The 14071-nt window shown below is 37.8% G+C and carries 15 protein-coding genes; 10 read left to right on the top strand and 5 right to left on the bottom strand.

Annotated features, from left to right (window positions below):
* Positions 1 to 22 precede the first annotated feature (22 nt).
* Positions 23 to 334, top strand: a complete 312-nt coding sequence (locus NU09_RS11210) for a hypothetical protein (RefSeq protein ID WP_129751385.1) — start codon at positions 23 to 25, stop codon at positions 332 to 334.
* Between the two features lie 57 nt (positions 335 to 391).
* Here NU09_RS11210 and NU09_RS11205 read toward each other — a convergent pair whose 3' ends face one another.
* Genes NU09_RS11205 through NU09_RS11195 form a run of 3 tightly spaced genes read right to left on the bottom strand, consistent with a single transcriptional unit; the run spans position 392 to position 2522 of the window.
* Positions 392 to 1612 (bottom strand): RNA polymerase sigma factor, encoded by a 1221-nt coding sequence (locus NU09_RS11205; protein WP_129751384.1) that lies wholly within the window; start codon positions 1610 to 1612, stop codon positions 392 to 394.
* A gap of 50 nt (positions 1613 to 1662) precedes the next feature.
* Positions 1663 to 1995: a YciI family protein gene (locus tag NU09_RS11200; RefSeq protein WP_129751383.1), complete on the bottom strand. Its 333-nt coding sequence runs from the start codon at positions 1993 to 1995 to the stop codon at positions 1663 to 1665.
* Between the two features lie 47 nt (positions 1996 to 2042).
* Positions 2043 to 2522, bottom strand: a complete 480-nt coding sequence (locus NU09_RS11195; RefSeq protein WP_129751382.1) for a carboxymuconolactone decarboxylase family protein — start codon at positions 2520 to 2522, stop codon at positions 2043 to 2045.
* Between the two features lie 147 nt (positions 2523 to 2669).
* Here NU09_RS11195 and NU09_RS11190 point away from each other — a divergent pair, with 147 nt between their 5' ends.
* Entirely contained in the window at positions 2670 to 3143 is a 474-nt protein-coding gene (locus NU09_RS11190; RefSeq protein ID WP_129751381.1) for a GNAT family N-acetyltransferase, read from the top strand.
* On the opposite strand, the gene NU09_RS11185 is transcribed toward NU09_RS11190, so the two are convergent.
* Positions 3138 to 4109, bottom strand: a complete 972-nt coding sequence (locus NU09_RS11185) for a hydrogen peroxide-inducible genes activator (protein ID WP_129751380.1) — start codon at positions 4107 to 4109, stop codon at positions 3138 to 3140. The two genes, NU09_RS11190 and NU09_RS11185, sit on opposite strands and share 6 nt — an antisense overlap.
* 112 nt (positions 4110 to 4221) lie before the next feature.
* Here NU09_RS11185 and NU09_RS11180 point away from each other — a divergent pair, with 112 nt between their 5' ends.
* The 7 genes from NU09_RS11180 to NU09_RS11150 all read left to right on the top strand — a co-directional run bounded on the left by NU09_RS11180 (position 4222) and on the right by NU09_RS11150 (position 11073).
* A complete protein-coding gene (locus NU09_RS11180; RefSeq protein WP_129751379.1) occupies positions 4222 to 5247 on the top strand; it encodes an alpha/beta hydrolase in 1026 nt (341 codons plus the stop codon).
* A 38-nt stretch (positions 5248 to 5285) separates the two neighbouring features.
* A complete protein-coding gene (locus tag NU09_RS11175; RefSeq protein ID WP_129751378.1) occupies positions 5286 to 5702 on the top strand; it encodes an OsmC family protein in 417 nt (138 codons plus the stop codon).
* A 565-nt stretch (positions 5703 to 6267) separates the two neighbouring features.
* Positions 6268 to 7446, top strand: coding sequence for an acetyl-CoA C-acyltransferase (locus NU09_RS11170; RefSeq protein WP_129751377.1), 1179 nt, complete (start codon positions 6268 to 6270; stop codon positions 7444 to 7446).
* 163 nt (positions 7447 to 7609) lie between these two features.
* A complete protein-coding gene (locus NU09_RS11165) occupies positions 7610 to 8371 on the top strand; it encodes an NlpC/P60 family protein (RefSeq protein ID WP_129751376.1) in 762 nt (253 codons plus the stop codon).
* 79 nt (positions 8372 to 8450) lie between these two features.
* A complete protein-coding gene (locus NU09_RS11160; RefSeq protein WP_129751375.1) occupies positions 8451 to 9131 on the top strand; it encodes a carboxypeptidase-like regulatory domain-containing protein in 681 nt (226 codons plus the stop codon).
* Positions 9131 to 9778, top strand: a complete 648-nt coding sequence (locus NU09_RS11155; protein ID WP_129751374.1) for a hypothetical protein — start codon at positions 9131 to 9133, stop codon at positions 9776 to 9778. Before NU09_RS11160 ends, NU09_RS11155 begins: the two co-directional genes overlap by 1 nt.
* Positions 9779 to 9834: 56 nt before the next feature.
* A complete protein-coding gene (locus tag NU09_RS11150) occupies positions 9835 to 11073 on the top strand; it encodes a glycoside hydrolase family 5 protein (RefSeq protein WP_129751373.1) in 1239 nt (412 codons plus the stop codon).
* A gap of 194 nt (positions 11074 to 11267) precedes the next feature.
* On the opposite strand, the gene dnaK is transcribed toward NU09_RS11150, so the two are convergent.
* Positions 11268 to 13172, bottom strand: a complete 1905-nt coding sequence (gene dnaK, locus NU09_RS11145) for a molecular chaperone DnaK (RefSeq protein ID WP_129751372.1) — start codon at positions 13170 to 13172, stop codon at positions 11268 to 11270.
* Positions 13173 to 13443: 271 nt separating this feature from the next.
* On the opposite strand from dnaK, the gene NU09_RS11140 reads away from it, so the two are divergent.
* A complete protein-coding gene (locus NU09_RS11140; RefSeq protein WP_242501863.1) occupies positions 13444 to 14052 on the top strand; it encodes an NADAR family protein in 609 nt (202 codons plus the stop codon).
* Positions 14053 to 14071 lie beyond the last annotated feature (19 nt).

The following is a 14071-nucleotide window of genomic DNA, read 5'->3' as shown; positions in this document are numbered from 1 at the left end:
AACTTGAAAAATGAAAAAGACTATGAAAAATTTATTTTTATCTGCAGCATTAGTACTGGCTTTTGCAGCCAATGCTGTAACCGTTAACCAAATAAGAACATCAGCAAATACAACGGTAAATTATCAGGAAAAAGAATATAAAGTAATTGAACAGGGCGACATTGCACCGGCAGTACTTAAAAGCGCCGTAGATAAATATGCGGGATATGCTTTAGTAAATGCTTATGTGGCTCAGGATGGCACCGATTATAAATTTGTACTTACCAAAGACGGTAAAGACATCGCTGCCTATTTTAAAAACTCAGGTGAATTTATTAAGGAAGAAACCGCGTAGTATATTTTAACAAACAGATGCAGAAAGAGAGAAGGCTTAGTTCCTTCTCTTTTTTATTTACAACCTTTTTATCTTTTCTTCAATACCTTTTTTCTCGGCATCATTTTTAGATAGTTTTAAAGCCGTCTCAAGATTATGCCTTGCTTTTTTGTTATCTGCCCCACTGTATAACTCGCCTAAAAGGATATGATAAAAATGATTGTTTTCAAGTTTTAGCTTTTCGGCTTCCTTAATGGCTGCTTCCCTACCGTCTGCCCTATATAATGCATAGGTACGGTTAAGGGCTACCGCAGGAGAATAATTAATCTGCAACAGTTGGTTATACAATTGCAGTATATCCTGCCACTTATTAGGTACATCATCGGTAAGGCAATGATGATAGGCTATCTGGGCTTCTATATGATAGGAAGTCACCTCATCACCCTGCACCGAAAGATTTAGATACCTAATCCCCCTCTTTATCATATCGGTATCCCATAAATCATGGTTTTGCGATTCATACAGTATATAGTCATTTTCGCTATCCTGCCTGGCTTCAAAACGGGAAGCATGAAAACACATAAGTGCTATAAGCGCATTGGTTTTGGGTAGATTAGTAAGGTTGTAATCGGTAAGCATAAGGCCAAGGCGCAATGCTTCAATACAAAGATCCCTACGGAGTATGGCATTATCTGTTTGAGAATAATACCCTTCATTAAACAACAGGTAAATAATATGCAGTACATTATCCAGCCTCTGGCTTACCTGCTCTTCCGGCGGAAACTCCATTTTTATCTTTTCCGTACGCAGTTTTTCCTTAGCCCTAAACAGTCTTTTGTTTATGGTCTCTTTGTTTGAAAGAAAAGCTTCGGCAATTTCGTCAATACCAAAACCACATAAAATGCGTAATGCCAGCCCTATTTGTGCCTCACCTGCTATAGCAGGATTACATATTGCAAAAAGCATTTGCAACTGACTGTCCTTTATTTCCTGTTGCGAAAAATCAGGCTCCGTAATTTCTTTATCAGCATCCTGTTTTATTTGCGGAACTATCTTCTCATCAAATATTTTATTACGACGAAAATGATACAGCGTTTTTTGCTTAGCCACCGTATATAACCATGCCGTAGGGTTTTGAGGCATTTCCTTTGTTTCCCATGTTTCGGCGGCCTGCAAAAAGGTTTCGCTTACCACATCTTCGGCAATCTCAATATGAGCAAGGCCGTACAATTTACTTATTACGGCTACCATTTTAGAAAATTCCTGCTGAAACAGCTGCTTTAAAAAATCCTTTTCCATAAAAAGATATAAACCCGCATTACTACGGGTTTATTATTAATTGTTAACTCTTAAAATATAGGACGTACCTCTACGCTTCCGCCCCTCTCCATAGCCGGACAGCCATGTGCCAGCGTTACCGCCTCTTCCATAGTATCTGCCTTAACTACAATAAGTCCGCCAAGACATTCCCTTATCTCAACAAAAGGGCCATCGGTAATCACACCTCCGGGTTTTAGTACTTTACCTTCTGCTGCCAGTCGGGCTCCCATATTTGCCAGTTTACCCTGTGCGGCAATACCACCTATCCAGTCCTGCCATTTCTTTTCTACAGCAGGTTTTTCACTATCGGGAAGGTTTTTAAAATCTTCTATATGACGGAATAATAATGCGAACTCTTTCATTGTCTTGTTATTTAAGGATGAATATAAAAATTTTAATGATACTGTTATTAATTATTATTCACATGATGTGCATGCATCCCCGGCACATAATTACCCGCCGGTGTACGGAAAGCCACATTAAGCCTGTTAAAACCATTTATGGCAATAATGGCAATGGTAAGATCTATTAACTCTGCTTCACTAAATTGCTTTCCTGCTTGGGCATATACAGCATCTTTTACATGACCGTCGGCTAAATTAGTTACTGCTTCAGCCCATGCAAATGCTGCACGCTCTCTCTCGGTATAAATTGGAGATTCTTCCCAAGCAGAAAGCATGTATAATCTTTGTTCGCTCTCACCCATTACCCTAAGGTCTTTAGCATGCATATCTAAACAATAAGCACATCCGTTAAGCTGAGATACCCTGTAATAGATTAAATGAAGTAATTCTTTTTCTATTGAAGCTTTAGAAAGGTAAACTCCAAAACCAAATAAAGGTTTTAATGCATTGTAACGTGTTTCGAAAGGATTGATTCTCTGTTCCATTTTCTTTAATTTTTGATTGATTAATAATTGAACTACACCCTAATGATGACTGAGAAATGAAAAAATGGACACTAAATAGAAAAAAATTAAAAATTTTTTACAACTGCCGTATTTACTACCTTTACAAAAGAATATTACGCTATAAAAATGATTACCGATAGTATTTTAATTACCGATTATATCCCTCAATACAAACAAGCTTTTAAAAATCTTAATGAAGAATGGATATCCAAATACTTTGTAATGGAAGAAGCCGATTACAAAGCGCTTGATAATCCTGAAAGTTATATACTCGACAAAGGTGGTTATATTGTTATGGTCTTATATAATAATGAACCTGTAGGCACCTGTGCCCTTATTAAGATGGACGATGATAAATATGACTTTGAACTGGCCAAAATGGCCGTATCTCCAAACGTGCAGGGAAAAGGCATTGGCAAAAGACTAATGCAGGCCGTGATTGAAAAGGCAAAAAGTAAAGGGGGAAAATGGCTGTATCTGGAAAGCAATACCATACTTACCCCTGCCATTACTTTATATGAGAAGTCGGGGTTTGTTCGTGTAAAAAGAGCCTCAACACCCTATGCTCGCTGTAACATACAAATGGAACTTGAATTATAAAAATCTCTTAACCGATTCTATAAAATAAGGAGAGTCATTCCACTGAATCTTTTTGTATTTAAAATCCTGTTTCATGCTTTCGGGCAGGCAGGCATAAATGGTTTCGCTAATTTTTTGCAGTAACAGCTTACGCGAAAAGGTTTCAGCTACTACAAGGCTTATTTCCCTAACAGGCTTGGGGTCTTTAAACTCCTTATACATTGGGCTTTCCTCTTCATTAATAACACTAAGCAACGGCAATATGGCAAAACCCAAATTGGCCTTAACGAGGTTCTTTAGGGTCTCAATTGAACTTATGTCATAAGTAAACCCGTCGTGCTTATCTGCACCCTTTGTAAGTTGGCATATATCCAACAGCTGTGCATTGTAGCAGTATTCATGCTCCAAAAGCAAAAGCTGGGGCTTATCCTGCGGCTGCAATTCGTAATACTCAGCACCTCTCATTTTATGTCCTTCGTGAAGGTAAGCCACAAACGGTTCGTAAAACACCGGATACTCCTTTAGTCCGTTAGCACCTGTTGGGGTTGCCATTAAGGCGATATCAATATCACCCGTAAGGGCATCGTTAATCAATAACCCAGTAGGCAGTTCTTTTATGGTAAAGTGCATTTTAGGAGCCACCTCCTTCATCTTCTTTATAAACTGTGGCACCAGATATGGAGAAAGCGTAGAAATAACACCAATGGTACATTCACCTTCCAACTGGTTCTTTTCATAAATAACAAATTCACGTATACCCTCTACCTCTCTTAAAATCTTTTTGGCACGGCTTATTATTTCCTTTCCGGCTTTTGTGGGCTTTAAGGGCACTTTGGTACGGTCAAATATTTTTACCCCTATTTCTTCTTCCAGGTTTTTAAGCTGAATGGTAAGTCCGGGCTGCGTAACCATACATTCTTCTGCCGCCTTTACAAAGTTGCGGTGCTCGTCCAGTGCTGTTATATATTTAAGTTGCTGTATCGTCATGATTATAAAATATTTTTATAAAGGTAAAAAATTATTAATTTGATTTATAAATCATGTTGCAATAATTTTGACTCATCAAATCGAACGAATTATAAACTTAAATCTCAATACGATGAAAAAATTATTATCAACAGCAGTTTTGTTACTTGGAGTAACAGCCGCTAACAGTCAAACAGATATTTCACTTGCAGGAAATTACAGTATGGAAAAAGAAACAAGAGAGTTTCTTAAAGCAGTACATGGTGGCAATGGCCCTCAAATTTATGAGCTATCTATTAATGATGCGCGTAACGTATTAATCAATGCACAAACAGGAGATTATAAAAGACCTGATGCCGATGTAGAGGAAAGAACAATTACACAAGACGGAAAAACAGTATCAATACGAATTGTAAAACCTAAAGGAAGCAAAGAAAAACTACCCGTACTAATGTATTTTCACGGAGGCGGATGGATTTTAGGAAACTCCTTTACACACGACAGGCTAATAAAAGAACTCGCAGTAGGTGCCAATATAGCAGTAGTATTTGTAAACTATACTCCGGCACCTGAAGCCCAATTTCCGGTAGCCAATGAGGAAGCCTATGCAGCCACCAAATGGATTAAACAAAACGGAGCATCATTAGGGCTTAATACAACTAAACTGGCTGTAGGTGGTGACAGCGTGGGTGGTAATATGGCAATTGCAGTAACCCTAATGGCTAAAGAACGTAAAGGACCGCAAATAGATTTTCAGCTTCTCTTCTACCCTGTTACAAATGCTGAGTTTGATACAGCTTCTTACCAACAATTTTCTACAGGGCATTTCTTAACTCTTAATGCAATGGTTTGGTTTTGGAATGTATATGCTCCAAACAAGGCAGACAGAAACCAGATTACAGCCTCTCCGCTTAGGGCAGATATAGAACAGTTAAAAGGATTACCAGAAGCATTGGTAATCGTTGCAGAAAATGATGTTCTTAGGGACGAAGGCGAAGCTTACGCCAAAAAACTAAATGCAGCAGGTGTTAAGGTAACCTCTACAAGATATATAGGAACCATACACGACTTTGTAATGCTTAATCCTATTACTAACACACCGGCACCAAGAGCAGCAATAAAACAGGCAATAGACGCTTTAAAAGAAAAACTTAACTAAACAAAAGAATAAATAATAACAATTAAATATTTTATATCATGAAATTTACAAGAAAAGCAACAGCAAACTGGAAAGGTACAGGAATGGAAGGTACAGGTAAAGTATCAACTCAAAGTACAGTACTAAACGACACACAACTATCTTTTAAAACAAGATTTGCAGACGGTGTAGGTACTAACCCCGAAGAACTACTGGCAGCAGCACACTCAGGATGTTTCACCATGCAGTTAAGCTTCCTTTTAAATGAGGCAGGTTTTACAGCAGACAACCTTGACACCGAAGCTAAAGTAACTTTTGAAGACGGTACAATTACAACAATCGTATTAGATCTTACCGGAAGCGTACCGGGAATAACTAGCGAGCAGTTTACTGAAATTGCACAAAAAGCAAAACAGATTTGTCCTATATCAAAAGCTATTAATGCAGATATAAGCTTAAATGTAGTACTTGCCTAAATAAAAAGACAGGATTAAAAACGAAAAATTCCCCTGGTAAGGAGGGGAATTTTAGCAATTTTTAATCCTGCATCTATTAATAAAAAACTACTTTCTAAATTGAAAAATTAAGAGTTTAAATAAAAATCCCCCCGTTAGGAGGGATTTTCCCACCATAAACTCAAATTGAGCAGGTATTACCTGTTCGTTAGAATACACATGCAAATATCCCTTCTTTAAGCCATGTTACAAATACCACTTAATACTGATTTTATCATGTGGAAAATACGTAACAAGCAATATAAAACACGTAAAAAATACTTATTATTGACTACTTTGTAATACAAAACCTACTTTTGAAAATTTATCCTTTAAATAATGATTCATAAACTGATTAAAAACCAAATACAATTCAGGTTAAAAAACATTAGAAAAAGCTATTGCAAGGCTTTTATTGTATGAAATTCACGTATTGCAAAATCATTCCTAACAAATCATGTAAATTGTTAGTTATTTTTAAATACTTTGTTTTTTTTGGACTAAAAAATCATTAAATTCGCAACTTCAACAAACAAAAGACAATACAATGAGCAAAAAAGTAGTAATCGTTTCGGCAGTAAGAACTCCAATAGGAAGTTTTATGGGGGCTCTTTCTACCGTATCGGCTGCACACCTTGGCGGTGCTGCCATTAAAGGTGCTTTAGATAAAATAAACTTAGACCCTAAGCATGTAGACGAAGTATTAATGGGTAACGTAGTACAGGCAGGTGTTGGTCAGGCTCCGGCAAGACAGGCATCAAGATTTGCAGGTTTACCAGATAACGTTATTGCTACTACAGTAAATAAAGTATGTGCATCTGGTATGAAAGCTGTTATGCAGGGTGCCCAAAGCATTATATGTGGAGATGCAGACGTAGTTGTTGCGGGTGGTATGGAAAATATGAGCCTTATACCTCACTATGTACACATGAGAAACGGTTATAAGTTTGGTCCTGCTACTATGGTAGACGGTTTACAGAAAGACGGTCTAACCGATGCTTATGATAATAATGCAATGGGTGTATGTGCAGACCTTTGTGCTACAGAATATAAAATTACAAGAGAAGAGCAGGATGCTTTTGCAATCGAATCTTACACGCGCTCTGCAGCTGCATGGGATGCCGGTAAATTTGATAACGAGGTTGTTCCTGTTGCTGTACCTCAAAGAAGAGGCGAGCCTGTAATGGTTACTAAAGATGAGGAGTACACTAATGTAAAATTAGACAAGATCCCTTCTCTTAACGCTGTATTTACTAAAGACGGAACTGTAACTGCTGCAAATGCTTCTACTATTAATGATGGTGCTGCTGCACTTATATTAATGAGCGAAGAGAAAGCAAACGAACTTGGCCTTAAGCCTCTTGCTTATATCAAATCGTATGCTGATGCAGAACAGGAGCCAAAATGGTTTACCACATCTCCGGCTAAAGCTTTACCAAAAGCATTAGACAAAGCCGGTATCACTAAAGATGATGTAGATTTCTTCGAATTTAATGAGGCTTTCTCTGTAGTGGGAATCGCTAACTCTAAAATATTAGGCCTTGATGCCTCTAAAGTAAACGTAAACGGTGGTGCAGTATCTCTTGGTCACCCTCTGGGATGTTCTGGAGCAAGAATTATTGTTACCCTGCTTAACGTACTTGAGCAAAACAATGCAAAAACCGGAGCTGCCGCTATTTGTAACGGTGGTGGTGGTGCTTCTGCAATTGTTATTGAACGTGCATAATAATTGGTTATTTTTATAAGCTGTTATTAACTTTTGCGAAAACAGCTACACCATGTAACGCTGCTTCAGAATTAACCGCTATATTTGTGGTTATGCTTGGAGCAGCGTTTCTTTTTAATAAAAGCAACACAACCAATAATAAATCATAAATAAAAAGTTATAAATGTTTGGTATTTGTAATCTTGCTATTGTCCCTCTTCGTTTAGAAGCTAATGACAGAAGTGAAATGACATCTCAGGTTTTATTTGGTGAACATTTTAAAATTTTACAGCAAAAGGAAAAATGGTCACACATAGAGCTGGCTTATGATGGCTACAAAGGGTGGATAGACAACAAACAGTACAAAACTATTACCGAGGCAGATTACAACAATCTTACCTCCTGCCCTGCTGTTTTAAATGCCGACCTGATAGAATACATTACCACACCAAATAATTTACTGGTTCCTATTCCTATAGGGACTTCATTATCCTTTTTAGACTTTCCTGATATCAATACCGAAAATTTCTCATTTGAAGGTTTAAAGACATCCGGCGTTAACCCAAAGGAAAACCTGTTGCGAACAGCCTTTATGTATCTTAATGCTCCTTACTTATGGGGAGGCAAAACGCCTTTTGGCATAGATTGTTCAGGCTTTACGCAAATGGTTTACAAACTTAACGGATACCACCTGCAACGTGATGCATCACAACAGGCAACACAGGGGGAAGCCTTAAGTTTTATTGAGGAAAGTGAACCGGGCGACCTTGCCTTTTTTGATAATGAGGAAGGTAATATTATACATGTAGGTATCATTATGGAAGATAACTACATTATACACGGGCACGGCAAAGTACGCATAGACAGGCTGGATCATCTTGGTATTTATAATATTGATACCCGCAGGCATACACACAAGCTTAGGGTAATAAAAAAAATTATTTAAACAGGCTTTAAAGCCTGTTTTTTTTATCTGTATATAAATGTAAAAGAAATAATTAAAAGCTTTTATTTATATTTACTTCATGCCTAAACCAATCCAAATAGCAATCCCCCAGCCATGCCATGAAAAATGGGATGAAATGACTCCTGTTGATAAAGGCAGGTTTTGTGCTGCCTGCCAGAAAAACGTTATTGACTTTACTAAGGCATCCGACAGGGAAATTGCTAATGCAATACGCAATAATAAAAGCCTTTGCGGGCGCTTCTCTTCTTCTCAACTGGAAAGGGATTTGGTAGTCCCAAAAGAAAAAAGCACAGTTTGGACAGCAGTTGCCGCCGGAGTTTTGAGCTTTGTTACTTTAGGTTCTTACAAAGCCTCAGCACAGGAAACCGTAAAAACAGAGCAAACCGATAGTAAAACCGATTCCATACCTCAGAATGATATCCCTGAAAAATTGATTATTAACGGAACTGTAAGTGATGAATGGGGTCCCTTACCTAGTGCTAATGTTATTATAAAAGGAACTGCTAGAGGAACTCAGACAGATATAGAAGGAAACTATTCTATCGAAGTACAAAAAGGAGATATACTTGAGTTTTCATTTATAGGTTTAGAATCTAATAGCGTAAACGTAATAAATCACTCAAGAATTAATGTAACTTTAATTGGGGGAGTAAGCCTTTCTCAAGGTATTATTATTTGTAAAGAAAAACGCTCATTCTTTGGCCGTATGTTTCACTCTATAGGTAATATATTCAGGTAATGAGGAAACCAATCCAAATAACAATCCCGCAGCCGTGCCATGAAAAATGGGATGAAATGACTCCTGCCGATAAAGGTAAGTTTTGTACCGTCTGCCAGAAAAACGTAATTGACTTTACAATGGCATCCGACAGGGAAATTGCTAATGCAATACGCAATAATAAAAACCTTTGCGGGCGCTTCTCTTCTTCTCAACTGGAAAGGGATTTGGTAGTCCCAAAAGAAAAAAGCACAGTTTGGACAGCAGTTGCAGCCGGAGTTTTAAGCTTTGTTACTTTAGGTTCTTACAAAGCTACAGCACAGGAAAAACAAAAGGTAGTTCAAACTGAGAATAAACCTGTAAAAGAAACAAATTCAACAGCTTCTAAACAAAATACTACCATTAAAATTACGGTAAAAGACAGTACCGGTTTATTACAAGAAGCCATTGTAAGGAACGTAACTAAAAAAATACAAACATCTGAAAATAAAAATGGTGTTTATGAAATTGATGTTTCTCTTAACGATGAAATAAATATAGCATACAAGGGACATGTGATGCAGAGTCTGATTATTACAAACAAGAATGACCTTTTAGTAGTGCTTGAAGATATAGGGCCTATTATAGCTGTTGGTATGGTTGAAGTAAAAACCAAACCAAAAGAGTAAATCCTAACATAAGTTATATTCTTTATCTTTAGGACCTATTAATAATACGCGTCTAAATGATTTTAAAGAAAACCTCTAACGTGCTGTTGGCATTTGCCTTATGCATGGCATTTACATCACCCGCCACAGCACAAAAAAACAAAGTTGCAAAAACCAATGGCTCACAAATTATAGAGCCAAACGGAAATCCTATCACACTAAAAGGCACAAACCTGGGTAACTGGTTGGTTCCCGAAGGCTATATGTTTAAAACGGGAAAAGTAGCAGCCCCAAGGCAAATAGACCAGCTACTGCATGAAATGATAGGCCCGGACAGCCTTACCGTATTTTGGCACAAATATCTTGACAACTACATTACTCAGGAGGATATTAAATACCTTAAGCGAATAGGTTGTAATCATATCCGTTTACCGTTTCACTACAAAATGTTTACCGACGAAACCTATATGGGTACACAAAATGCCGGGTTTAAATATTTTGACCGTGTAATAGAATGGTGCAGGAAGGAAAACCTGTATGTCCTCTTAGACATGCACTGCGCGCCGGGCGGGCAAACCGGAGATAATATAGACGACAGTTACGGCTATCCGTGGTTGTTTTTCAGTAAATCGTCTCAGGACTTAATGAGCGAAGTGTGGATGAAGATTGCCAAAAAGTATAAAGGAGATCCTATAATTATTGGGTACGACGTGGTAAATGAGCCTTTTGCACACTACTTTGTCAAGGAGATACCCGATTACAACCACAGGCTGTTTACATTATACCAGCGAATGGTAAAAGACATCCGTTCGGTAGATAAAGACCACACCATATTCTTAAACGGATCGGTTTGGGCAGGTGACTTTGACGTATTTGAATCTATTATTGACGATAACATTGTTTATGAGTTCCACAAATACTGGTTTGATGTAGAGCAGGCAGCCATTCAAAAATATGTTGATTTCCGCGATAAGCACAATGTACCGATTTACATTGGTGAAACCGGAGAAAATACCGATGAATGGGTTATGGATTTCAGATTGCTGTTAGACCAAAACAATATCAACTGGTGTTTTTGGCCATATAAAAAAATGGACAATACTAAGGGCATAATGAATTTTACCATGCCCGAAGATTATGCGGTTATTGTACGCTACTCGCAAAGCGACCGTAGCTCTTACGAAAAAATACGTGAAAACATGCCGGACAGGGCTATTGCACAAAAAGCACTAAACAAGTTCCTTGAAAACTGCCTGTACAAAAACTGTTTTCAAAACAAAGGTTACATTGAAGGACTTGGACTTATCGTTGAGTAAGTTATTATAAATGATGAGTTTTAAATTTTGAATTGAGATTTCTCCACTCCATTTCATTGCGGTCGAAATGACAATGACCATATAAGAAATCTCATATTGAATCAAGAACCGGAATAGTTACAAAACAAAAACGCCCCGCAATTGCGGGGCGTTTTTTTATCTTAATACTTTGTACTAAAATCTTAGTACTGTAATTATTTCACTTCTTCAAAGTCTACGTCCTGTACGTTATCGCCTTCTGCCTGAGCATCACCCTGTGGCTGACCTTGGTCTGCACCACCCTGAGCTCCGCCTTCTGCCTGAGCTTTGTACATTTCCTCAGATGCATTTTTCCAAGCCTCGTTGATTTTATCAAGAGCCGGTTGAATAGTAGCTACATCTTTAGTTTCGTAAGCTTTTTTAAGTTCTTCAAGAGCCGACTGAATTGGCTGCTTGTTGCTGTCAGATAGTTTGTCACCAAACTCTGTAAGCTGTTTTTCAGTTTGGAAAATCATAGCATCAGCTTCGTTAAGCTTATCTACTTTTTCTTTCGCTGCTTTATCGGCATCAGCATTAGCTTCTGCTTCCTGACGCATTCTTTCGATTTCTTCCTGAGTTAATCCTGAAGAAGCCTCGATACGGATATCGTGTGATTTACCTGTTCCTTTATCTGTAGCAGATACTTTAATGATACCGTTAGCATCAATATCAAATGTTACTTCAATTTGAGGTACACCTCTTTGTGCCGGCGGAATACCGTCTAAGTGGAAACGACCGATAGTCTTGTTATCCTGAGCCATTGGTCTTTCACCCTGTAATACGTGGATTTCTACCGATGGCTGGTTATCTGCCGCTGTAGAGAATACCTGAGATTTTTTAGTTGGGATAGTTGTGTTAGCCTCTATTAATTTAGTCATAACACCACCCATAGTCTCGATACCTAATGAAAGCGGAGTAACGTCTAACAGAAGTACATCTTTAACGTCACCTGTTAATACACCACCCTGAATAGCAGCACCAATTGCCACAACCTCATCCGGGTTAACACCTTTAGAAGGTTTTTTACCAAAGAATTTCTCTACTTCTTCCTGTATTCTAGGAATACGTGTAGAACCACCCACAAGGATTACCTCATCAATATCCGATTTAGATAAACCAGCATCCTGTAAAGCTTTAGCAACAGGTTTCATAGAACGCTGTACTAAATCGTCTGCAAGTTGCTCAAACTTGGCTCTTGTAAGTGTTTTTACAAGGTGCTTAGGTCCGCTAGCGGTAGCAGTAACATATGGTAAGTTTATTTCAGTTTGTGTAGAAGAAGAAAGCTCGATTTTTGCTTTCTCTGCAGCCTCTTTTAAACGTTGTAATGCCATAGCATCTTTACGCAGGTCTACACCTTCTTCACTATTAAATTCGTTTGCTAACCAGTCTATAATTACCTGGTCGAAGTCATCACCACCAAGGTGAGTATCACCATTAGTAGAAAGTACTTCAAATACACCGTCACCTAACTCAAGGATAGAGATATCAAATGTACCACCACCAAGGTCATATACGGCAATCTTTTGGTCTTTACCACTTTTGTCAAGACCATAAGCAAGAGCAGCCGCTGTAGGCTCGTTTATAATCCTTCTTACTTTAAGACCTGCAATTTCACCTGCTTCTTTAGTAGCCTGACGCTGCGCATCGTTAAAGTAAGCCGGTACTGTAATAACCGCTTCAGTTACTGTTTGTCCAAGGTAATCCTCAGCAGTTTTCTTCATTTTCTGAAGTGTCATTGCAGAAAGTTCCTGCGGCGTGTAAAGGCGTCCGTCGATATCTACACGAGGAGTATCGTTATCACCTTTCATCACTTTATAAGGAACGTTACCTGCTTCTTTTGAACTTTCAGAGAATTTGTTACCCATAAAACGTTTTATGGATGATATTGTCTTAGTAGGGTTAGTAACAGCCTGACGTTTTGCAGGGTCACCCACCTTAATTTCGCCACCTTCTACAAATGCTATAACCGACGGCGTTGTTCTTTTTCCTTCAGCATTAGGAATAACTACAGGCTCGTTACCTTCCATTACGGCTACACACGAGTTGGTTGTTCCTAAGTCAATTCCGATTATTTTACTCATTTTAAAATAGTTTATTTTTTGAATTCGATTTCTAAATATTATTGATGCTTACAAATAGTCAATCTTTGTGCCAATAGCCAAAAGCACTATAAAATGACAGAACTATATGACAAGATGACATTTTCTTTTTTATAACTTTTAGAAACTTTTAACGGATTGACGAAAATTATGAACTTCTGTCTGCCTGATATAATTATATAACCGAAAGTAAATACAATAATTCTTAAAGTAATTTGGCTAATCCCCTAGTGCCTTTAAAATATTATTATTTTTGCCGTCAAAGAAAATTACCATGCCTAAATATACCATGCAGTGGCTAACCGATGAACATGAAAACGGTAAACCTTTAAAATACCTTTACTTTTGGGGAAATACCGCAAATCATAACAACGAAATTGGAAAGTTCATTTTCAGCCAGTGGTATGAAAGCCCTTTTACCGTTAACGGTATAATCTATAAAACATCTGAACACTGGATGATGGCACATAAAGCCTTACTATTTAATGACCAACAGAAGTTTGAGGAAATTGTAGCCTGTAACAAACCCGGAGAAGCAAAAGATTTGGGCCGACAGGTTTCTAATTATAATGATGACCTGTGGAACGAACGTAAGTTTGATATTGTAAAAGAAGGCAACATACATAAATTCAGTCAGCATAAAGAATTAGGCGAATACCTGATACAAACCGGAAATCGTGTACTGGTAGAAGCCAGTCCTGTAGATATTATCTGGGGCGTAGGTCTTACACACGATAATCCGGCAATAAAAAATATTTATTCATGGAGAGGAGAAAACCTATTAGGTTTTGTATTAATGGAAGTAAGGGAGTATTTAAATGAATATGGACTTGCTGACTATCAAGGTATTATAAAAAAATAATTATTCAAGTTACAGAAAA

Source organism: Flavobacterium beibuense, from assembly GCF_004151245.1.
Classification (GTDB): Bacteria; Bacteroidota; Bacteroidia; order Flavobacteriales; family Flavobacteriaceae; genus Flavobacterium; species Flavobacterium beibuense_A.
Note: the sequence above shows the minus strand (reverse complement) of the source record. Positions and strands in the feature narration are given on the sequence as shown.